The sequence below is a fragment of the Leptolyngbya sp. FACHB-321 genome, from assembly GCF_014695975.1.
Classification (GTDB): Bacteria; Cyanobacteriota; Cyanobacteriia; order Leptolyngbyales; family Leptolyngbyaceae; genus Stenomitos.
In genome coordinates, this window is sequence record NZ_JACJPI010000045.1 from 145423 (window position 1) to 167450 (window position 22028).

The 22028-nt window shown below is 49.2% G+C and carries 18 protein-coding genes; 9 read left to right on the forward strand and 9 right to left on the reverse strand.

Translation table 11 applies throughout. The features are described from left to right. Positions 1–55 precede the first annotated feature (55 nt). The gene (lysS, locus tag H6F76_RS08200; RefSeq protein ID WP_190507336.1) at positions 56–1645 is read left to right on the forward strand and encodes a lysine--tRNA ligase; all 1590 of its coding nucleotides are present in this window, start codon (positions 56–58) and stop codon (positions 1643–1645) included. 206 nt (positions 1646–1851) lie between these two features. Here lysS and H6F76_RS08205 read toward each other — a convergent pair whose 3' ends face one another. From H6F76_RS08205 to H6F76_RS08225, 6 genes are all read right to left on the reverse strand, one after another. Beyond that, the gene (locus H6F76_RS08205) at positions 1852–2922 is read right to left on the reverse strand and encodes an AI-2E family transporter (RefSeq protein WP_190451490.1); all 1071 of its coding nucleotides are present in this window, start codon (positions 2920–2922) and stop codon (positions 1852–1854) included. 33 nt (positions 2923–2955) lie between these two features. Continuing rightward, positions 2956–3087: a hypothetical protein gene (locus H6F76_RS30955; protein ID WP_277881198.1), complete on the reverse strand. Its 132-nt coding sequence runs from the start codon at positions 3085–3087 to the stop codon at positions 2956–2958. Between the two features lie 299 nt (positions 3088–3386). Further along, positions 3387–4232 (reverse strand): hypothetical protein, encoded by an 846-nt coding sequence (locus tag H6F76_RS08210; protein ID WP_206754343.1) that lies wholly within the window; start codon positions 4230–4232, stop codon positions 3387–3389. Positions 4233–4485: 253 nt separating this feature from the next. Continuing rightward, entirely contained in the window at positions 4486–6048 is a 1563-nt protein-coding gene (locus H6F76_RS08215) for a pentapeptide repeat-containing protein (protein WP_190507339.1), read from the reverse strand. A gap of 128 nt (positions 6049–6176) precedes the next feature. Then, a complete protein-coding gene (locus H6F76_RS08220; RefSeq protein WP_190507341.1) occupies positions 6177–6662 on the reverse strand; it encodes a 2Fe-2S iron-sulfur cluster-binding protein in 486 nt (161 codons plus the stop codon). Positions 6663–6848: 186 nt separating this feature from the next. Further along, a complete protein-coding gene (locus H6F76_RS08225; protein ID WP_190507343.1) occupies positions 6849–7787 on the reverse strand; it encodes a hypothetical protein in 939 nt (312 codons plus the stop codon). A 171-nt stretch (positions 7788–7958) separates the two neighbouring features. Between H6F76_RS08225 and H6F76_RS08230 the strand changes: the two genes are divergently transcribed. The 3 genes from H6F76_RS08230 (at position 7959) to H6F76_RS08240 (ending at position 13679) form a co-directional block, all read left to right on the forward strand. Further along, positions 7959–8975: a LysR family transcriptional regulator gene (locus H6F76_RS08230; protein ID WP_190451480.1), complete on the forward strand. Its 1017-nt coding sequence runs from the start codon at positions 7959–7961 to the stop codon at positions 8973–8975. 35 nt (positions 8976–9010) lie between these two features. Beyond that, positions 9011–10513, forward strand: a complete 1503-nt coding sequence (locus tag H6F76_RS08235; protein ID WP_190507345.1) for a serine/threonine-protein kinase — start codon at positions 9011–9013, stop codon at positions 10511–10513. A gap of 445 nt (positions 10514–10958) precedes the next feature. Continuing rightward, complete coding sequence (locus H6F76_RS08240; RefSeq protein WP_190507347.1) at positions 10959–13679, forward strand: GAF domain-containing protein; 2721 nt, start codon at positions 10959–10961, stop codon at positions 13677–13679. A gap of 129 nt (positions 13680–13808) precedes the next feature. On the opposite strand, the gene H6F76_RS08245 is transcribed toward H6F76_RS08240, so the two are convergent. Beyond that, positions 13809–14003, reverse strand: a complete 195-nt coding sequence (locus H6F76_RS08245; RefSeq protein WP_190507349.1) for a hypothetical protein — start codon at positions 14001–14003, stop codon at positions 13809–13811. A gap of 113 nt (positions 14004–14116) precedes the next feature. Next, positions 14117–15550: an ATP-binding protein gene (locus H6F76_RS31400; protein ID WP_199321991.1), complete on the reverse strand. Its 1434-nt coding sequence runs from the start codon at positions 15548–15550 to the stop codon at positions 14117–14119. A gap of 307 nt (positions 15551–15857) precedes the next feature. Between H6F76_RS31400 and H6F76_RS08255 the strand changes: the two genes are divergently transcribed. The 4 genes from H6F76_RS08255 to H6F76_RS08270 all read left to right on the forward strand — a co-directional run bounded on the left by H6F76_RS08255 (position 15858) and on the right by H6F76_RS08270 (position 19334). Continuing rightward, positions 15858–16151, forward strand: a complete 294-nt coding sequence (locus H6F76_RS08255) for a hypothetical protein (protein ID WP_190507351.1) — start codon at positions 15858–15860, stop codon at positions 16149–16151. A 261-nt stretch (positions 16152–16412) separates the two neighbouring features. Beyond that, positions 16413–16724, forward strand: a complete 312-nt coding sequence (gene groES, locus H6F76_RS08260; RefSeq protein ID WP_190451471.1) for a co-chaperone GroES — start codon at positions 16413–16415, stop codon at positions 16722–16724. Between the two features lie 134 nt (positions 16725–16858). Then, entirely contained in the window at positions 16859–18499 is a 1641-nt protein-coding gene (groL, locus tag H6F76_RS08265) for a chaperonin GroEL (RefSeq protein ID WP_190451470.1), read from the forward strand. A 268-nt stretch (positions 18500–18767) separates the two neighbouring features. After that, positions 18768–19334, forward strand: coding sequence for a pyridoxamine 5'-phosphate oxidase family protein (locus tag H6F76_RS08270; RefSeq protein ID WP_190507352.1), 567 nt, complete (start codon positions 18768–18770; stop codon positions 19332–19334). Positions 19335–19505: 171 nt separating this feature from the next. Here H6F76_RS08270 and ftsH3 read toward each other — a convergent pair whose 3' ends face one another. Then, on the reverse strand, positions 19506–21341 hold the full coding sequence (gene ftsH3, locus H6F76_RS08275; protein WP_190507353.1) for an ATP-dependent zinc metalloprotease FtsH3: 1836 nt from the start codon (positions 21339–21341) through the stop codon (positions 19506–19508). A 190-nt stretch (positions 21342–21531) separates the two neighbouring features. Between ftsH3 and H6F76_RS08280 the strand changes: the two genes are divergently transcribed. After that, positions 21532–21960, forward strand: a complete 429-nt coding sequence (locus H6F76_RS08280; RefSeq protein ID WP_190507354.1) for a hypothetical protein — start codon at positions 21532–21534, stop codon at positions 21958–21960. Positions 21961–22028: the final 68 nt, after the last annotated feature.

A 22028-nucleotide genomic window follows, 5' to 3' on the forward strand; every position in this document is an offset into this window, starting at 1 on the left:
CTACGCAAGATATTCTCGTAAAATGTAAAAGGATTGTAGAGACAAAGGTTAATTCATGTTTTGGGCTGACAAAATTGCTGCGGATGCACAAGAAAACCAGGTTGTCAACGATTCAAAAACTCCCTCTGGAAGGGTTCATGTTGGATCGTTACGAGGGGTTGTGATCCATGATGTGATTTACCGAGCCTTAAAATATGCTGGGAAATCGCCTAAGTTTCTCTACGGTGTGGATGATTATGATGCGCTTGATACGGTGCCTCATTATCTCGATCGCCAAAAATTTGAACCGTATTTGGGTTTCCCTCTCTGCAATGTGCCCTCACCAGAGGATAGTGCTAGCGATTACGCGAAATACTTTATGGGTGAGTTTCTAGAAGTTTTCGAGTATTTAGGCGTTAAACCAGAGGTTTACTATTTACGTGATCTGTATCGCTCTGGTCGCCTAAATACTTACATTGATATCTTTCTCAAAAATGCTCAACTTGTAAGAGAAGCTTATCTAGAAGTTAGCAAAGCACGGCGATCGGACGACTGGTATCCTTTTCAAACCATTTGTGAAAATTGCGGCAAGATTGCAACAACTGTCGTCTCTGATTACAACGGTTCGGAAGTTTTCTATACCTGTAAGCCTGATGCAACTGATTGGGTAAAAGGTTGTGGTCACTCAGGATGGGTTTCTCCGTTTGATGGCAATGGCAAATTACCCTGGAAAGTGGAGTGGGTCGCCAAGTGGGATCTTTTAGGCATCAATATTGAGCTTGCTGGAAAAGACCACTCCCAAAAGGGCGGCTCTAGAGATGTTGCGAATGCAATCTGCCGCAAAGTATTACGTAAGCAGCCACCGTTTCATTCACCCTACGAATTCATTTTGGTCAATGGAACAAAGATGAGTTCATCGAAGGGCGTTGGCTCAAGTGCTAAAGAAATTGCTGCCTTACTTCCGCCTGAATTACTTCGCTTTTTGATACTGCGAACGCAGCCGAAAACGGTCATCAACTTTGCTCCCAATTATGAGACCACAACTCGGCTCTTTCGAGACTATGACACTTTAATTGAGAAACATCAGGCTTTGTCGCCAGAGCTGCAACAAGCAACTGCCTTGCCCGAGGAGCTAAAACCATTGTTATATGCTCAGTTAGATGGAGTCATTCAGCCCTACCATCCAGTCGAGCTAAGTACGCTAATTTCTTTGCTTCAAGTGCCGCACCTTGATCTGCAAAAAGAGATTACAGCACGTAGTACACAGCTCCTTAATGAATATGACTGGCAGATTGCCAATCAAAGAATTGCAGTGGCTCAAAAATGGTTAGCAGACTATGCTGATGAAGAAGAAAAACTGGTGATTTATCTTGACAAGGTTCCTGAAAAGGTAAAAGACCTGACTCAAGAACAGGTGGCTTATCTCAAACAGCTAATCCACACCTTAGCTAATGTTCCAGCCTGGGATGCTGAGGCGCTACAAACAGCATTATTTGCAACGGCAAGAGAATTGGAGATGCAGCAACCCCTTGCCTTTAAAGCTGTTTATTTGTCTTTTCTGGGCAAAGAACGTGGACCGAAAGCAGGTGCTTTATTGTCCTATTTAGAGCGAGACTTCACCCTAGACCGCTTGAAAACAGTCACCGCTAGCTTTACGCCAGTTTAAGCTGTTCCTGCTTCATGCTTTGGGAGTCCGTTGAAGAAGCTAGCCAGATATAGCGATCCTATTTGAATTGTGAGAAAGGATTCCCCTGAAATCCTTTCTCACAAAGCCTCTCAATCTCACAACTATTAGGACTGCTATAGGACGTTTCGTGGCGTTGGATCACAAGATTAACGATCGCACGCCCATCCTGTCGCATTCAAGTCAGCTTAATCAAGCTTGTCTAGTTGACCTAGAAACTCCTCTGGGTCTTCTTCTGGCAATAGCGCAGGTTCCTTGTTCGATCGCATCCAAGCGGCAATCATACCCGCGATCGGGATGGCAAGAAAAATTCCTAGCAAGCCAGCTACCCGTTCGCCCACAAAGAGAGCCAAAAACAGCAGCACCGGATTTAATTCCAGGGCATCTCCCATCACTTTGGGATGCACAAAATTATCCTGAATTTGTTGAAGGATGACGCAGGTGATTACCGCTTTAAGGGCGATCGCGCCTCCTTGAGAGGCGAAGACTAGCAGGGTCACAACCAGTACGCCGAGCGTGGCTCCAATACCAGGAATCGCATCTAGTATGCCGATGATTACCGCCAGAATAAGGGCATAGTTAATGCCCAAAAGCGAAAAAAGAATAAAAGTAGCGCTTGCTAAGAACAGCATTAGCAGCAGTTGTCCACGCAAAAAGCCAAGGAAACTGTGTCGGAACGTCTGAGCAAAGCGATCACGAGACGCAATAGGTGCCAGCCTAAGAAATAGTTGCCATAGCTTTTCACCATGAATCAGCATATACAGGCTAATCACTGCCCCAAAAATACCGGTAAAAACGCTGGAAAAGATGGTTTGTACTACGCCTAGTCCGGAGGCTAAACCTGTTTGCAGCGTGCCAATGAACCTGCTGATATCCAGTTGGTTGAGGAAGTCCCGGAATGGCAGGAAGTTTGGCTGGTTCAAAGTATCTTTGAGCTGAGTCAGCAACCCCTGCCCCTGGTTCACCACTTCCAACCCGACTAGCATGATTAACCCCAGCAGTAAAGCGATTGCCCCAAGAAAGGTAATGGCAATCGCCAACCCTCTAGGCATAGAGCGCGACAGCCAATCCACTGGATAATTCAAGAGTGCAGCAAAGATGCCCGCAGCGGTAAAAAGGGCGATCGTGCCATAGAAGTAATTGATTAGTAAAACAGTTGCCCAGCCACAACCAAACAGAAGTAAGTAATGCAGGAGGGTGGTATTACTATAGGCTTGCCATAATTGGGTTAAAGGCTGGGAGGGCTGCGGTGGGCGCATTGTCAATTCTCCTGGCTCAAAGCCATCGCTCGATCAACCAGGCGTAAGCGTTCGCGTCACGATGTTACCAATCTGATGGAGCCGCAGCACTGCCACAAGTACTTCAACCAGTTCTACCGCGATCGCCTGAACCGCAATTATAGGCGCTGGGCTATTAATGAACAATCCTTCCTAAACGTCTGAGTTCGCTATGGCTTTGGATAGGGTGGTCAATGCAGTTATGCAAGCGAAAACGGCTGTAAAGAGCATTTACAGCCGTTCAATTAATTTCAAGTGCAAGACCTACAGCGTGAAGCTTTCAGACAGCAATTATTTTTTAGAAACCAGTGGTTGCTGTCAGGTGATGTTAACTCAACCGAATCAACAGCAAGGGGCGATCATGTTGAGGGGTAGATGCACCCCTTGTAAGCGTTTAAACGATTGAGAAACATGCAGGAAACTGAATCATCAACAAGGCGATCGACTTACAAAATTACGTTAGAGATATAATCTACGACAACGTAATTCACTTGATCAAGCAGCAACACATTAGAACCAATAACTACTAGATCATAGTTCGCTGGCAAGTTGACGTATGTGTTCACTTGCTTCGGCAACCGCACCAATTTCTTGGCAATACCGGGAGGTAAACCTTTACCGCGCAGCAGTTGCTTTTGAATACTAGGTGGTAGAGAGCGAGATTGTCTCACAATTTCAGTTCGGGTCGCACTGGTCAAAAGATTGTTACAGGTACAGTTTCCGCGCAGCAGATCAACTAGCACCGTCCGCTGGCTTGATGAAAAGTTTGTCACCTGAGTTTGTTGCACTGTCGCTGTGCGAACGGGACCGTTGTACGCTGTCACAATCCGGCTAGTGTTTTTGTAAACTGTCACCACACTTTGGATTGTTTTGGTTTGTGAACCAACACTATTACCTGTAAAGGTAAAAGTCCAAGAGTCGCCGTTATCAACATACGGACAATTTTGAGCGGGTCCATGCATGGAGGCTTCAGCACGGTAATAGCGAATGCCACCGTTTGCTGATTCTGCGGCTTGGCGAGCAAGGTTTTTTGCCCGATTCAGGTCAATCCGAACGACACGTTTTTTATCATCGTCATCGCGATCGCGTCCCCGATTGCGATTGCGATTTTTCTTGTCATCGTCATCGTCATCATCGTCGTCGTCATCGTCACCATCTGCCATTAACCATTGCTGGCTATCAGCATTTTGCTTCGCAGACATTTTGCCCAAGGTGCTTGCTTGAGGGTTTGGCGCAAACGCATAGGCTGCGGAAGGCATTGCCGTTAGGAGAGCGAGACTGATTGCAGCCAAGGCACGTTTACTCAAAGGTTTAGCCAATAGTGAATATGGCATTAATTGTCATCCTTTCTAAGTTGAATTGGTCGGCGATCTAAGTTCTTAAACTATCTCGGTACAAATAGTGTTCCCTTTAAGCAACCTACTTAACCTCACCTTCATAGAAAGGCTGGTTTAAGCAACCTAGAAGTGATAACGCTTTACACTTGCAGCGATCAACCGCTTTTTGCAGCTAATTGAACACTGTAAAAAACTGCTCACTGCGTCTTTATTTGTAGTTCCAGAGATTAATCATTTCGCAATTACTGCTAGCAAGAGTTTGCCCATCGGGGCTAAACTTCAACGACCACACTTCGCTGGCACAAAGACGACCTCGCTCAGCAGGCGTGTTGTTAAGTGTGTTAACGAGTGCTCCATCCCGTAGGCGCCATAGCTTTATTTCTCCGTGAGTACCAGTAGCGATCGTTTGACTGTCTGGGCTAATGGCTACAGAGCGGACATAGTCAGTTGCCTGCCCTTTCAAGCTGTGTGTAAGCTGACCTGTTTTTAAGTTCCAAGTACGGGCAAAATCACCATGACCGCTGACTAACGTTTTGCCATCGGGGCTAATGGCGATCGACCAAACTTTGGATCGAGCATCAAACGTGCGGATGGCGGCTCCCGTTTTGAGGTTCCACAGACGAATCGTACCGTCATAGCTACCAGTGGCAAGGCTTCGACCATCAGGAGTGAAGGCGATCGCTTCAATGTCCTGGGTATGCGCCAACAGCGTGTGCTGCAATGTGCCAGAGGCTAAAGCCCAGAGTTGCACTGGCACCTTCGGTCCGACGCGATCAGCTTGCATGATCAGTATCTTGCTATCAGGACTAATACCTTTAAGGCGATGGGTGCCCGGAAAACGTTGCTGCAACTGTCCAGAGCGGAGATCCCAAAACTGGATTTGTTCACCCTTTTGCGATGGATCGCTGAGTCTAACCGCCAGTGTCTGCCCATTTGGACTAAAGGGCTGCTCCGCCGCCCAGCCTCGGAGCGTACAGACAACCTTCTTAGTCTGCCAATTCCATAATCTGGTCAGGTTCGCACTTGGGTCATTGTCAATTTGCTCGGCGCTGCTGCTGACAAGCAGCTTACCGTTGGGGCTAAGAGCAAGTGAGATAACTGAGCCAACAACCCCTCTAGCATTTCGGTCAGTTTTGTAATCAAAATGATGTAACGTTCGGTTGAGCGTGGCTTGCCTCCACAACGCAGGGCTAGTCCGGGTGGCAGAACTAGGCACCGAAGTAGCAGTGAGTGCTGGCGGTAGCTGGCAGGCTGGCAGGTTGGCGGGTGTGGGCAATTTAGATGGCTGTACGGATGGTGGGGTAGCCGCTGCGGTGACGCATGGTTCAGTCGATCGCGCTCCACTTGGCATGATTGCTCGACACCAGTTCGTCTGCCTTGAGCTTACTGCACCTGTTAGTTTGGCATTCCTGAAGCTAGCACCCTGGAGGTTGGCATCCGCAAGTTTTGCCTGCTCTAGATTGGCACCATCCACGTTGGCTCCCTGCAAGTTTGCGTGCTCCAACCAGGCACCGCCTAAATCCGCTCTCTGGAGGTTTGCACCGCTTAGGTCAGCATTATCCAAAACGACCCCGTGCAGATTCGCCTCTCTCAGATCTGCCCCCTTCAAGTCGGCGTTCTCTAGTCCAAAGCCTGTTAGATTTGCTCCCCGAAGGTTGCAGTTGGGACATTTTTTCGTCATTCCCAAGCGCTGTTCACGAATTGTTTGGCAGCCTGCCAGGGATAGAATGCTGATGGCAAACACTGCTGTTAAGACGCTGACAGTTTTCATGCTTGCACTTGGCATCCTTCGGTAGCTTATTTGCGTCTTTACATCTGGACTGCGATCGACTGCATTTATGGCAACGGAGATTGCATGGTTGCGCCAGTGAAAGCGCGATCGCTACCGAAGTAACGGGGCTAAAAATCGCTAGTGTGCGAGAAATAGCTACCGACATTGAAGCTGGTAGTATCTTCGATTTGCTTCAGCGTCGATCGGGTAATCAGCTTGCCCGCTTCGACCAGCACTTTCCCAGTTAGAGGATGCAACAAATCCTGATCGGCACGTCTGCCAATGAGTGCTTCGATATCCTTGATGGAGTTGATATACATACCGGGTGGTAGTTCAACTACAACACCATTTTGCAGAACTCTGGCTTGACAGGCTAAGCGGGAGTTGGGCTTGCAGGTTGTAATGACCTCTAGCGTACGTTGTTCACGGCGGCTAATCGACGACAGAGATTCCATGCCCTCTTGCACGTAGATGTGGCAGGTGGCGCACATACCCCGACCACCACATTCTTTCAAAACATCCAAATCTTTATTTAAAAGGACTGACAGCAGATTGCCGTTGGTTTCAACAGAGGTTTCCTGCGCGATCGGTTCCAGTCTGACAGTTTTAGCCATGATTTTTAGAGGAGAAAGTAAAAGGTGAAGTATAGGGAGAGAGGCGTAGGCGTGGGGGGTAAGAGATAAGGTTGGGGGGTTGAAGGCTAAGGGATAAGAACACTAAATCTGAATTCAACACTCAAAATTTTCCTCTTGCAGCTGCCTGCTGCCCCTTGGCTCCCCTCGCTGCCGTCCCCGCACTCTTTACCCTTTTGTGGAATCGTTAAATGGCTTCAGTAGGAGTGCTTTTTGCTGGTTGTTGAGGGCTTTTTGTTCAACGATCGCAGGAAAATCGCGCATTACTTGAGAACAACGTTTGACGAAAGCGGTAACCCACTCTTGCAGCCACTGGCGCTCTGGTGCAGTGAGGGGTGTAGTGGTTGCCTGCGGTGGTGCTCCCGTGACTGTAAACTGGGCAGTGCGATCGACCTGCACAGTGGCTAGCCAATCTGATGATGGACGCGTAGCCTTCCAGTAGTTTGCAATCACGTGTGTGCCAAGGTATTGGGTTGTGAATTGGCTGAGGTGGTTGAGCGCGGCGATCGCCTCAAACAACGTGGCAGCGTCAGATGTTTTAGCATTGGGAGGGCTAGGTTCTGGCAGAAACGGTGCGGGACTACTGTTTGCCAGTGGTGTCTCTTCTACCAGTGGTATGTCTGCAAGCGGTGTAGCCCTAGTTGCCTGTGGCTTCTCTGACTGGAGAGCTGTTGTTGTGTTAGGAGTTGTGGCTGGGGCAGCACTCTGCCTGCGATAGTGCAGACCTGTAAGGGTGACGTTACCTGCAAGCAACCGAAAGGTCGCGATCGCATTTGGTATATCTTCCTTCAGCACAGTCTTAAGCTGGGTGATCATGCTTAAATAGTCTGCACAGATTAACCTCTGATGGGTTAACACCAGCAGCACCATGCCACGATCGAGCCTATAAAGCCGCACCTGATGTTCAGCAAATTGAAACTCAAACACGTCAAAGCTATCAGGAATGGTTTCAACGACTTGCAAGATACCTTGAGCGAGAGCTTCTTTTTGTTGAAAGTTCAGGGCTTGATCGATTCCGCAGAAATAAGGACGAGAGCGCCCATCCATTAGGGCAACGCCTGCAATTCCTGGTAAATTCAGAAAGTCCTGAATAACCTCCCGTTTCATAGTTCTTTAATTTACGTTTCAATACGATACATGGCACAACGTACTGCTAGGGACTATGCAGGCGGCTGTGTTAGGGTTTCTGGTTTAGCAGCTTCTTGCTTCTGGTGAGTGAAAGGCTGTTTAGCCAGTAGATGAACACTCCGGCTCCTCCCATCTCTCAGGTTTAGCAGTATGTCTGACCTTCCATTTACTCTGGATCAACTACGCATTCTCAAAGCGATCGCCGCTGAGGGAAGTTTTAAGCGCGCTGCCGATAGTTTATACGTCTCTCAGCCTGCCGTTAGTTTACAAGTCCAAAACCTAGAGCGCCAGTTGGATGTGCCCTTATTTGACCGTGGTGGTAGGCGAGCACAGCTTACAGAAGCGGGGCATCTCCTTTTGAGCTATGGCGAAAAGATTCTCACGCTCTGTCAAGAAACCTGTCGCGCGATCGAAGATTTGCAAAACCTTCAGGGCGGCACGTTGATTATTGGAGCGAGTCAAACGACTGGCACGTATCTATTACCTCGTATGATTGGCGTTTTTCGGCAGCAGTACCCTGATGTTGCTGTGCAGCTACATGTGCATTCAACCCGTCGTACCTCCTGGAGTGTGGCGAATGGACAAATCGATCTTGCGATCATTGGTGGCGAAATTTCGCCTGAATTGCAAGACTCTCTAGAAATTATTCCCTATGCTGAGGACGAACTAGCACTGATTTTGCCCGTCTTGCATCCGCTAGCAAAAGCGGGAACGATTCAAAAAGACGATTTATACAAGCTCCAGTTCATTGCGTTAGATTCACAGTCAACGATTCGCAAAGTTATTGATCAGGTACTAGCTCGCTGTGGTATTGAAACGCGTCGCCTCAAAATTGAGATGGAGTTAAATTCGATCGAGGCAATCAAAAATGCCGTGCAATCGGGTCTAGGCGCAGCGTTTGTGTCGATTTCGGCGATCGAAAAAGAGCTGCAAATGGGTGTGTTGCACCGTGCCAGAATCGATGATGTGGTAGTGAAACGGATGTTGTCGGTCATTATTAATCCCAACCGCTATCGATCGAAGGCAGCCGAAGCCTTCTGCCGGGAGATTTTGCCAAAGTTTGCTGGCTATGCCAATTTGCAGCCCTACCAACCGGAACATACCGAACTGTTAAAGCCTGCCATTTCCAGTTCAAGCAGCCGTTTAGTCGTGCCGGAAATTGATTAAGCTAGCCTTAGCGATCGCCTCACAGCCCATTTCTTATGGATCTTTACTGCACTCGTCCAGGCTGTCCACGTCCCGTCAATGCTTTCGCTGACTTAGATCATCAAGTCACACTCAAAGCAGTGCCGCAAAAATATTGCACCACGTGCGGCATGGAGTTGATTCTTATTGGGCGATATCTGCCGCTGAGATTATTGGGGCAGGGTGGCTTTGGGGCAGCTTTTTTAGCGCGCGATCGCTACACGCCTGCTATGCGCCAGTGCGTTGTTAAACAGTTTTTGCCCTCTGGTCAACTTAGCCCTGCTCAACTGGTCGTCGCGCAACAGTTGTTTGAGCGCGAGGCAGAGGTGCTGGAGCAGCTAGGCAACACGCATCCACTGATTCCTGACCTGTTTGCCTTTTTTGAGCTGACGGCTTCCAGCCCTCAAGCCGGTAAGCAAGACAAGTTTTTCTACCTCGTACAGGAATACATTGACGGGGAGACGATGGAAGAGGAACTTGTACAGAAAGGCACGCTCTCCACAGACGATGTGGTAGCCATGCTGAAGGAAATGCTTGATGTTTTAACCTTTGTCCACGAAAACGGCTCTATCCATCGTGATATCAAGCCGTCCAACATCATGCGTCATCGCAATGGACGCTTTTACCTGTTGGATTTTGGTGCAGTGAAGCAGGCTGCCAAAGGCGCAGCAACGGCTAAGTCAACTGGTATTTATTCGTTGGGCTTTGCGCCGCCAGAACAGATGTCGGGTGGTGAAGTGTATCCCTCTAGCGACCTCTATGCCCTCGCTATCACTTGCCTGATGCTGTTGACGGGTAAGCAGCCCAATGATCTGTTTGATTCCTATAGCAATACCTGGAAGTGGCGTAATGATGCGCCTAATGTCCCTACGTCTTTAGCTGATGTGTTCGATCGAATGCTGCTGCAAACTCCCAGCCAGCGATTTCAGTCGGCAGCAGACGTATTAGTGGCGTTGAAAGCAGCGTCGGGTACTGTACGATCGCAGCCCTCAAAGCGAACGCCCTCACCGACACCTCAACCAACACCGATACCTGCTACCACGCTACCGCAGCCCGTCTCACCGCCGCAGGCGCCTCAGCCTACCCCTGGGCAAACTGCCCCCCCGGTCGCTGTTCAGTCGGCAAAACCTGTGCACCAACGTGCTGCGATTGCGCCGTTCTCAACGGTGGAATTGTTGGGTGCCGCTGCCTTTACTGGCTTTGAAGGGGGGCTGCTGGCGATCGCCCTGTTGAGTCTTTCTGGCACCGTGCTAATCGGTGCTGGTTTTTGGGTAGTGTTGCTAGCCGGACTAGTCTTTTTGCAAAGTCGTCGCATTATTGAGCGGCTAGATTTGCTGATTGTAGTGGGTCTCACGCTCCCGATCGTACTGTTTTTGCCGCCACTGCATCGTGTGGTTGTCTTGCTAGGCGGCAGTGTATTGACGACCGTTATAGCCATAGCTGTGGTAGCTGGATTAAGTGCGATCGCGGTGACAGCTTTCTTTCGCATCATTTTCAATCTGCTGTCAAACTGGCTTTAAAGAACACAGATTAAACAAAGCCAGATTTTTCACTCAGGGGTTCGGTATTGCCTTCGCATCGCCATACTAAAAGCTCTTACCCTGATGGCTTGAGAGGTTTACGAGTGCTTTTACTTGGCTCCTGAGAATGCTTTGGAGAACGCTCGTTCAAGAGCCGACGTACAAGATGAAAGCTCGATCTCTGCCTAGTGTTAGCTGGAATGCTAGCTCTGGCTGCGGTTGACGTTAAGCGTTTACCCTTAAACACTTGATTGATCGCTAGCTTTTGAAATAGCACAACAAATCTTTATCTGAAGTCCCCTCTACTCAAGCGCTCTTAGGGGAACAATAACAAGAGTGACACCGGAGCCTAAGAGTATTCTGATTGCAATCTCAATGCGGATCACAACGTTACAGGCTTTGCTACACGTATCGTCGGCTCAACTCTCCTCAATACAATTAGTCTGTGTTACATGAGACCATCTCCTCTGAAGCTCTATGGCACCAAGCGCCGATCGGCATACTTCAGCTTGGTTTAGATGGGGGCATTACCCATGCCAATCCAGCTTTTTGTAAGCTAGTTGGCTATACAGAAGCACAACTGCGCCGCCTCGATCATCGTGCCATTTCTCACCCTGACGATTTTGTGGCTGAAGTACAGTTACTTCAGCAAATGATTGAGCACGGTCAACGTCAGCAAGTTTTTCGAAAACGCTATCAGCAGTGTGATGGCAGCATAGTTTGGACTGAAGTTAACCTCTCCTTGACACCCAATGATGAAACAAGCGAAGGAGTTATTCTTTGCTTTATTACCAACGTCACCGATCGTCGCCTGAGAGAGCAAGAGGTGTGGCGCTATCGTGAGCGAGAGGCGCTGCTGGCAGATATCTCGTTGCAGTTGCGGGCAACAACTGGCTTGCAAGACGTGATGCAAGACGCTGTAGAACGACTGCGGCAAACCCTTGTGGTCGATCGCGTTCTTGCGTATCAATTTTTTCCTGACCAGAGCGGCGTTTGTTTGGTAGAAGCGGTTGCCCCCCACTACCCGTTGATGCAGGGACAAACGTTTGCGGCTGACTGTGTGCCCTCGACTTATCTGGATGCATACCGTGATGGACGGTTGTGGGCAGCCACCGATATCCTCGACGAAGATCTGTCCGACTGCCACAAGGAAGTGCTAGAAAATGCTCACGTTCGGGGCATGATGGTTGCTGCGATCGTCAGCATGGATGCAGCACTAGAGCCTCAAAAGCGTACCCTCTGGGGTCTGCTAGCAGTACATTGTCGCGCGCCTCGCCTCTGGACGATTGAGGAACAACGATTGCTGCAAGTGGTAGCGACTCAGATGGCGATCGCAGCTGAACAAAACCAGCTACTGCAATCGCTTCAGCAGCGTGCCCATGACCTTGAAGACCGAGTGAGCGAACGGACGCGATCGCTAGCACAGGCGCTTAAGTTTGAGCAACTGGTGCATCATTTGACCGAGACACTACGCCAGCATCTCGACGCTGACCAGGTACTACAAGCAGCGGTGGAAGGACTTACGCAGATACTCGATCTTGATCGCTGTGCGGCTGGTTTAATCAGTACTGACCAGGCTTACTTGACTATTCGCTATGAGAGTATTGGCAACGGTGCATCCTTACCAGCCCTGCTAGGGGAATCGTTTTCATGGCAATATCTGCCAACTATATGGTCTCAGACGCTTAAGCCGCCCACCGATCGCAGCCCGACGATCGCTAGAGACACCGAAACTGCGTCTTCAACGGCAGGATCTAAGCAAGCGGCTGCAACACCATTCCGCGTGACTCCACCATCCTCAACGGCATCATCCTTAACGGCACGATTCTTGGCGGAATACACTAGCCCCATTCGAGATGACCAGGGGCTACTCGGCATTCTCACAGTTTGTCGTCATCCCGATCGCTCGTTTACACCAGATGAAATTACGCTGATCGAGCAAGTTGCCAGCCAGTGTGCAATCGCGCTTCGCCAAGCTGACCTCCACTACCAAAAGCACGACTTGCGCGTTAGTGCAGACTACTTTCGCTCGTTTTTAGCAACATCAACCGATGTCTTTGTAGAGTACGACGCTAGTTTCCGCTGCCTGTCGATCAACCCTGCGGGTAGCACGATGCTTGCGCTGGCGACCGAGGCGATCGTGGGCAAAACAAATCAGGAGCTCTTTGGTGACGCAGCCGCATTCATTGACTCCACCCTTCAGCGCACCTTTGAGACAGGCGAAAAAGCCTTTGTTGACTACGAACTGCTCTTGCCACAAGGTCGCCGCATCTTTGAAACCGTTTACACCCCCATCACAGCGCCATCAGGAGCAGTCCAGCGCGTAGTGGGGGTCAGTCGTGACGTAACGGAACTAAAGCAGCAGTGGCAACTTTTGGAACAACAAAACCAACAGTTAACCGAAACCACACGCGTCAAACAAGAATTTATTGCCACCACTAGCCATGAGCTTCGCACTCCACTAACAGCGGTTTTAGGCTTCTCAAACGTCTTACTGCAAGGCTTTTTTGGGACGCTCAACGCAAAACAACAGGATTATGTGGAGCGCATTCACGAGAGTGGGCAGCACTTACTAGATTTGATTAACGACATTTTAGATTTATCACGCCTTGAAGCCGATCGCCTGGAGCTAGACGTGCAAGCCATCCTAGTTGCAGACGTCTGTGAAGGTCTGATGGGCTTGATCCGTGAACGTGCGCTGAATCAAGGACTCAAGCTAGACATTGATCTTGATCCAAGTATTGACTGGATTGTTGTTGATCCCAGACGGCTCAAGCAAATGTTGCTGAACCTCTTGGTTAATGCCATCAAGTTTACACAAGAGGGCACTGTCGGCTTGAAAGTCTATCGGCAATCGCTACCAAACTGCGCCCATACTTTGACAGCAACTGAGCCAGCCGAGTCGAGCGATGATACAACCATCGATATGATTCACTTTTTGGTCTGGGACACTGGCATTGGTATTGATGCCGTTAATCAGCAGAAACTCTTTTTGCCCTTTTCCCAAATTGATAGTTCCCTGGCTCGACAACACCAGGGAAGTGGTTTAGGACTCGTCATTACACGTAAGCTGGCAGAATTACACGGCGGCACGGTCACGCTAGAATCTAGCCCCAATGAAGGTGCTCGTTTCACCATTTCGTTGCCGTTCCGCCGGGCGGCCTAACGCTTAGGAACACAGTTCAGTAAAGTCAGTTTTGTCATGTTATCGGCATGGCGTTGCGTTAGCGTAGCCATGCCGCAGGTCTATTGTCCTTACAGAGATTTGAATTTACAGGTTGTTAACGGCTCGTTTCTAGTAGCTTGCGTCACCTGGAACACGATCGCCTGCCAGTTCAGCACCCTCTTGCTCTAACGAAGCATTGCGAATTGCCAACCACTGACGAAACAACTCAACACCTTGCAAATCGCTTGCTTGATAGTGACGCACCGCCCGATCGATCTCCTGAGATGTTTTGAAAACCGGAACCGTGCCTTGAAGTTCTTGCATTGTCAGCCTCCGCTTTAAGTGCGTTTGGATCTATCTGTATTATTCCCTAGAAATCTGAAGCAGATATGAAGATAATAAAAAGTATCTTAAGCTACAGTTTTTGTTTTCGTGAATTAAACCAGGGGCAGTAATAGCTCAAACTCTGTTCCGGTGGCTAAAGGCTGCTCTGTTAAGGTCGCTGAAGCATGAGCGTCAGTTCTGTCAGCTGCTGGGCATGATCGCAGGTTAAATTTGCCGCCATGCTTAGCTGTAATAATTTGGTAGCTTACAGCTAGACTCGTTTCCTTCTCTGCCCGCTTCTTCACCGAAAACGACTCCAAAATACGCGTTTGATCCGCAGTCGCGATGCCAGGACCATTGTCTGCAATGCAAATGGCAACCCAGCGCAATGTGGGAGCACCCACTATCGCCTGCGATCGAATTTCGGTCGTGATTGTGATCGTCGGCTTCACGGCAGTGGGCGGAAGTATGAGGCTCTGATGACTTGCTCTTAAGTCTTGCTCTAGCTGCTGGCTCACTGCTTGATCAATCAGTGCATCCACCGCATTACTAAGGATATTCATGAAAACCTGGTGAAGCTGTCCGGCAAAGCAGACGACGGGTGGCAAATGTCCATAGTGCTTGACGACTTGAATATCGCTAGTGAGGCGGCTTTTGAGCAGCAGCAAAATGCTATCAAGCAGTTCATGCAGGTTGGCAGGCTTAGGGTAAACCTCATCAATGTGGCAAAAGTTTTGCAAGCTGCTTGCCAACTTTGATAAGCGCTCTGCGCCTGTACGAATGCTAGCGATCGTCTGTGGCAAATCCTGTCGAAGGTAGTCAAGCTCCAAGTCGTCTCGCAACTGCGCCAGCGCGGTAGGCAACTGCCCCAGATTTGTTTCGTAAGCAGTCAGCAGTTGTAAAAGGCTGTCACTGTAGGTAGAAACGTGGCTGAGATTGCCCCAAATAAAGCTTACTGGGTCAAGAATCTCATGAGCAATGCCATCTACCAGTCTCCCTAGGCTTGCCATCTTGTCGCTCTGAATCATTTGCGCTTGTGTCCGCTCGTACCGCACCTGTGTCTCAATGCCACGGATCTGCCAGTAGGCAATATTGAGCGTGTGAATATCCAGCAAGTAATACGTTTGGGGATCTGCCTGGACGACGATCGGTTCTCCTTGTAGCTCTGGCGATCGTCGCAATGCCTGCTGTGCTGCCACCACGATCGGTGTTGTCCCTGACAGCAGTAATAAATCGCTACGAGCATAGCTGTACAAGACCCGAAGCGGTTTCTTGAGAAAGAGTTCAATGCCGCTAGGACGAATCAAATACTCCAGCAGGCGATGGCGGGAAATCATGCCCCTAAACTGCCCCTGCTCCACCAGTACCGCTCCTGGTAACAATGGATGTTGCTCAAACGTCTGAGCCAGTTCAATGCCTAAGCAGCCCAACTCCATGTAAAAGCTGTAGCGCTGCAATTCCTGAAGCGTTGCCTCCAGGTGTAGTGTTTGTAGACATCCCTCTACAAGCGTTGGTGGTGAGAGATGATGGTAGAACTCGTTTGGCACCGTGTGACAAAACAATTTAGGAACCCCAATCTATTTATTTAAGAAATAACCGATGGAGCTAGCCATACTGGCAGGCAGGTTCCGCTCAGTTTGCCCAGAAGTCGGCAAGTAGTAACTTCCTGCTTTTTTCAGGCAAGACAAGGGCTTTCTCAGCACAAGACGGTTTAGCTATACCTGCCATCTGTAGCCAATTTTCTGGTTATTAGCTTTTAGTATCTTTAAGTATTGATAAAAAAAGTAGCGTTACGGTTGCCGTAGGGATGCATTTTCACTTAGATGGAAACGTTTAAAGCGACGCTAGTTACTTATGACCAATTCTGGATCGTCCCCTGAGCCACCAAAGACGGGATTTAAAGTCACACTCCTTCAAGGTGTGATCGGTGCCGTTTCCCTGGCTGGCACTACAGCCATTCCGCTAGTGGTACAGCGCCTTGTTGCACCTGCTCCACCTGCCAGTAGTCCAACGCCAGTACCAGCTCAAGTGACACCATCTCCTCAAGTACAGCCAACTCTGAATGAGCTGGGTGTAACCCAGTTGTCTAACGATAGTGACGCTCACGATAAAGGCAAAGGTAAAAAGAAGGGTAAGAAGGACGATTAAAATTTTGTGCGGCAGATCGATTTGCCCTGAGAGAGGTTGTCCTTGAGGATAGCCTCTCTCAGCTGTTTTAAGGCGTTCTCTGGTAGAAGCAGAAGCGAGAAACTTCGCTCAGTTCGGATACCCGTACAGACAAAAAAGTTGCAATTGTATCTAACCTTCGGTAGATTAGCACTCAGGGGGTGAGAGTGCTAACTCCTCCCTAAGTGCTAACGCAACTGAATTTTGTTGTTCAGCTTAACCTGCTAGTTTGGAGAATTTTGTATGGCAGCCGTAACTCTGAGCGTCTCTACTGTAAAGCCGCTGGGTGATCGTGTTTTTGTGAAAGTAAGCGCCTCTGAGGAGAAGACCGCTGGTGGAATTCTTCTACCTGATGCTGCGAAAGAAAAGCCTCAGATTGGCGAAATCGTTGCCGTTGGTCCTGGCAAGCGCAGTGACGATGGTGCCCGCCAAGAACCAGAAGTGAAAATCGGCGACAAGGTGCTTTATTCCAAGTATGCAGGCACCGATATCAAGCTTGGCGCTGAGGAATATGTCCTGTTGTCTGAAAAAGACATTCTGGCGATCGTCTCTTAGGAGTTAAGAGTTCTCAGTTTTGAGTTTTGAGTTATTCCATGACCGTGATAACCAAAACTTGAAGCTTGAGATTCAAAGCTGGTAAGCGATTCAACTCAAAACTCATTACTCAACCCTTATAACTACTGGAAACTATGGCTAAGCGCATCATTTACAACGAAAATGCTCGTCGTGCTCTTGAAAAAGGCATGGACATTTTGGCTGAAGCAGTGGCTGTCACCCTCGGTCCTAAGGGTCGGAACGTTGTACTAGAGAAGAAGTTTGGCGCTCCCCAAATTGTGAACGACGGTGTCACGATCGCCAAAGAAATCGAACTCGAAGACCATGTGGAAAACACAGGTGTTGCGTTGATTCGTCAGGCAGCTTCCAAGACCAATGATGCAGCGGGTGATGGTACAACCACTGCAACCGTATTGGCTCATGCCATTGTGAAAGAAGGTCTGCGGAACGTGGCAGCGGGTGCAAACGCGATTTCACTTAAGCGCGGCATCGATAAGGCAACTAACTTCCTGGTAGATCGTATTGCTGAGCACGCTCGTCCTGTGGAAGATTCTAAGGCGATCGCTCAAGTCGGTGCAATTTCTGCTGGTAACGATGATGAAGTGGGTCGGATGATTGCCGATGCCATGGATAAGGTTGGCAAAGAGGGTGTTATCTCCCTTGAAGAAGGCAAGTCCATGACAACCGAACTGGAAGTCACTGAAGGGATGCGCTTTGACAAAGGCTATATCTCGCCTTACTTTGCTACCGACACCGAGCGCATGGAAGCTGTTCTGGATGAGCCTTTCATCCTGATCACCGATAAGAAAATCACGCTGGTGCAAGATCTGGTGCCCGTTCTAGAGCAAGTTGCTCGTTCTGGTCGTCCTCTGGTCATCATCGCTGAAGACATTGAGAAAGAAGCGCTGGCAACCCTGGTGGTCAACCGTTTACGTGGTGTACTGAATGTTGCTGCTGTCAAGGCTCCTGGCTTTGGCGATCGCCGTAAGGCAATGCTAGAAGACATTGCTGTGCTCACTGGTGGTCAGATGATCACTGAAGATGCAGGTCTGAAGCTAGACACCACTAAGCTTGAATCGTTGGGTAAGGCTCGTCGCATCACCCTCACCAAAGACACCACCACGATCGTCGCTGAAGGTAACGAGAAAGCTGTCAAGACTCGTGTTGAGCAAATCCGTCGTCAAATTGAGGAAACTGAGTCCTCCTACGACAAAGAGAAGCTACAAGAGCGCTTGGCAAAACTGGCTGGTGGCGTTGCCGTCATCAAGGTTGGTGCAGCAACTGAAACTGAAATGAAGGACCGCAAATTGCGGTTGGAAGATGCGATTAACGCAACTAAAGCTGCTGTTGAAGAAGGCATCGTTCCTGGTGGTGGTACTACGCTGGCGCACCTGTCTCCTGAACTGGAAACCTGGGCAAACAGCAACCTTAAGGGCGAAGAGCTGATTGGTGCATCGATCGTTGCTCGTGCTTTGGCGGCTCCCCTGAAGCGGATTGCTGAAAACGCAGGTCAGAATGGTGCTGTCATTGCTGAGCGCGTCAAAGAGAAGGATTTCAACGTGGGCTACAACGCCGCGACAAATGAATTCGTTGACCTCTTTGAAGCAGGTATCGTTGACCCTGCTAAAGTGACTCGTTCCGCGCTGCAAAACGCTGCTTCGATCGCAGGCATGGTGTTGACTACCGAATGTATTGTCGTTGACAAGCCTGAACCCAAAGATGGCGCTCCTGCTGGCGGCGCTGGTGGTATGGGCGGCGGCGACTTCGACTACTAATTTAAGTATCGGGTTTGAGGTGTCAGCATTCCAAATCCGAACACTCATAGAAAGGGGCGATTGCTTTTATGGGCGATCGCCCCTTTCTTATAGATTTCATACGAGAGCTGATGGCGTCACAGTAAGCGATCACGTTATTGCATAATGACAGTGCGAGCAAAAGATCAACGCCCTTTACCTGGAGTGCCTGCAATACCGCTCTTGATGTGGAAGGGGTACATTGGCTCGTCAAGCTTAGGCTTGCTGTACTCATGGTTAACACGTACTTATGGCTAAAGTCTTTGCTTCAATCACTGAAGATCTTCAGCACTTCATTGCAGCACAGCAGATGTTTTTTGTTGCGACTGCGCCCCTTGCGGCGGATGGGCACATCAATGTTTCTCCTAAAGGTTTAGACAGCTTTCGGATTCTTTCCCCTAATCAAGTTGTTTATCTTGATTTAACTGGAAGTGGCAACGAAACATCAGCACATTTACAAGAGAATGAGCGTATTACGCTAATGTTTTGTGCGTTCCAGGAACCGCCAGTCATTCTGCGGCTCTATGGTAAGGGCCGTACTGTTTTGCCAAATTCTCCTGACTGGGAGCTTCTGTATGCTAAGTTTTCGCCTATTCCGGGTACTCGTCAACTGATCGTTGCAGACATCGATCGCGTTCAAACGTCTTGCGGTATGGGTGTACCGTTATATGAACCGATCGCACAGCGGCAATCATTACTGAAATGGGCAGAGAAGAAAGGCAGAGATGGTTTGAAAGACTATCAGCAGCAGAAAAACAGCAGCAGCATTGATGGGTTGCCAGCACCACTGGCACAAACATCAAAGAGCGGAGTGTAAAAGGTCTTGCCGCAATCTAAAGATCTGAGACTTTTTTAGAAAGCGCTGGTTGCTTGTCCTAATATCTGACCCGCTCTCTTAGAGGCAAAGACATAAAATTAAGGTGGCTCTAGCGAACTAGAACCACCTTAAACCCGTTGATTAAGCGTGCAGAGACCTAGTAACAGTTAGTTAGGCGATCGAAGCCATTTTTACATCGCTGTTAGCAAGTAGTTCCTGAAGTTCATCAGAATCCACTGTTTCCTTCTCAATCAGCATGGCTGCTAACTGATCCAGCACATGGCGATTAGCAACTAAAACCGCTTTACAGCGACGGTATGCCTGCTCGACCAAGTTCCGTACTTCATCGTCGATCGCTGCTGCTGTCTCTTCTGAGAAGTCCCGTTCAGCAGCAATGTCGCGTCCTAGGAACATATTGCCCTGTTGACGACCCAGCGCTACAGGACCGAGGCGATCGCTCATCCCGAACCGTGTAACCATTTGACGAGCCACTCGAGCCACCTGCTGGAGGTCATTCGATGCGCCTGTGGTTACTTCTTCTTCGCCATAGATGAGCTCTTCTGCCAGGCGACCACCAAGGGCAACTGCCATCTGGTTTTGCAGGTAAGAACGCGAATACAACCCTGAATCCATTCGGTCTTCGCTAGGCGTAAACCAGGTAAGACCACCAGCACGACCACGTGGGATGATGCTAATTTTTTGTACTGGGTCGTAGTCAGGCATCAGTGCGCCAACTAACGCATGACCCGCTTCATGGTATGCCACTAACTCTTTACGCTTTTCGCTCATGACCCGATCCTTCTTCTCTGGACCAGCAAGGACGCGATCGATCGCATCGTTCACTTCATCCATCGAAATTTCGGTCAAGTTGCGACGAGCTGCCAGAATTGCCGCTTCGTTCAGCAAGTTCGATAAATCAGCCCCAGTAAAACCAGGAGTCCGACGGGCAATTTTTTCCAGATCCACATCTTTGGACAAGGTTTTGCCACGTGCATGGACGTTGAGAATTTCGAGGCGACCTGCATAATCGGGGCGATCAACCACAACTTGACGGTCAAAGCGACCCGGACGCAGCAAGGCTGCATCCAGCACATCAGGACGGTTTGTTGCCGCAATGATGATGATGCCGGTATTGCCCTCAAAGCCATCCATCTCGGTCAGCAACTGGTTAAGGGTTTGCTCCCGCTCATCATTACCACCACCTAGTCCAGCGCCCCGTTGACGACCCACTGCGTCAATTTCATCAATAAAGACGATACAGGGTGCGTTAGTCTTCGCTTGTTCAAACAGGTCACGGACGCGAGACGCACCCACACCCACAAACATTTCGACAAACTCAGAACCAGAGATGGAGAAGAACGGTACGCCTGCTTCACCCGCGACAGCACGTGCTAGAAGGGTTTTACCTGTTCCGGGAGGACCCACTAGCAGAACACCTTTAGGAATCTTGGCACCCACTGCCGTAAAGCGATCGGCGTTCTTCAAAAAGTCTACTACTTCGCTGAGTTCCAGCTTCGCCTGATCAATCCCTGCAACGTCGCCAAACGTCACTTGTGTTTGTGGCTCCATTTGCACTCTGGCTTTTGACTTGCCAAAGTTCATTGCTTGATTACCAGGACCACTCTGGGCACGGCGCAGCAAGAAAAACAGACCCACTAGCAACAAGACTGGGAAGAACAGGCTACTCAAAGCTTTGAGCCAAAAACCGTCATCGTTCTGCGGCAAGACAGAAATATCAACCTTGTTTGAAGTCAGAATGTTGATCAACTCAGGATCATTGGGCAAATTGACTACGATACGATTGTTGCCATCCTGAACTACCGCAATACTGCGATCGGCGCTAATCCGAACTTTTTCGATCTTGCCCGTTTGCACCTTTTCAATAAACTGGCTGTAGCGCCAGGTTTCCCTGCTAGGGGGCTGCTTGTCAAAGAACGCAGTTGCCAAAGAGACAACTACGATCGCGAGCAGCGTATACAGTCCAACATTTCTCCACCGCTTATTCACCGGGATTTGTCCTCCTTTTATAGGGGTGCGGAGTTTTGCACTATTCGTTTGATGTTAATTAATATTAACGTACTCTCAGGAATAGCGGATCAAGGTCTGGTAGCAAGGTTTAGAACTTGCCTGCCTTCATCATGCCAAAATTGGGCTGACCAAATTCTGTTAACGTCCTTGTATCTCCTCATCCTAACGAATGGCTCGTCGTGGTGAAGTGCTAATTGCAGTGCTAAATAGTCAGGCGGATTTAGCGATCGCCCGTGAACAGCATTGGTATCGCATTCCGATGGAACAGTCGGAAAAGCTGAAGCAGCAAGGTCATTGGTCGCCCAAGTGGCTAGCGTTTTACCAAACTAAAGTGTTTGGCACTGAGGCATATTGTGTGAATTACTATGCCTCAGTACGCCGCATTTACGAAGTTTATCGCTGGGAACTGTTTCCTGATCAGCCTAAAGATGACAGGAGTGAGCAGCGCTACCAGAAACTAGAGCTATCGCCGTTAGAAAGGCTAGCCCAGCCGCTCGTCAGTCAGCGCCTTCGTCGCATCACCTTTATTCCCACGACCTGGGATCAATTTCAAGCAGCAAGTGCGATCGAGGAGCTATTAACGCACTCGAACACATGATGCTTGGACGTTGCGATTGTAGAGGCATACTAGCCATAAAAAAGGGACAGGCGATCACCTGTCCCTTT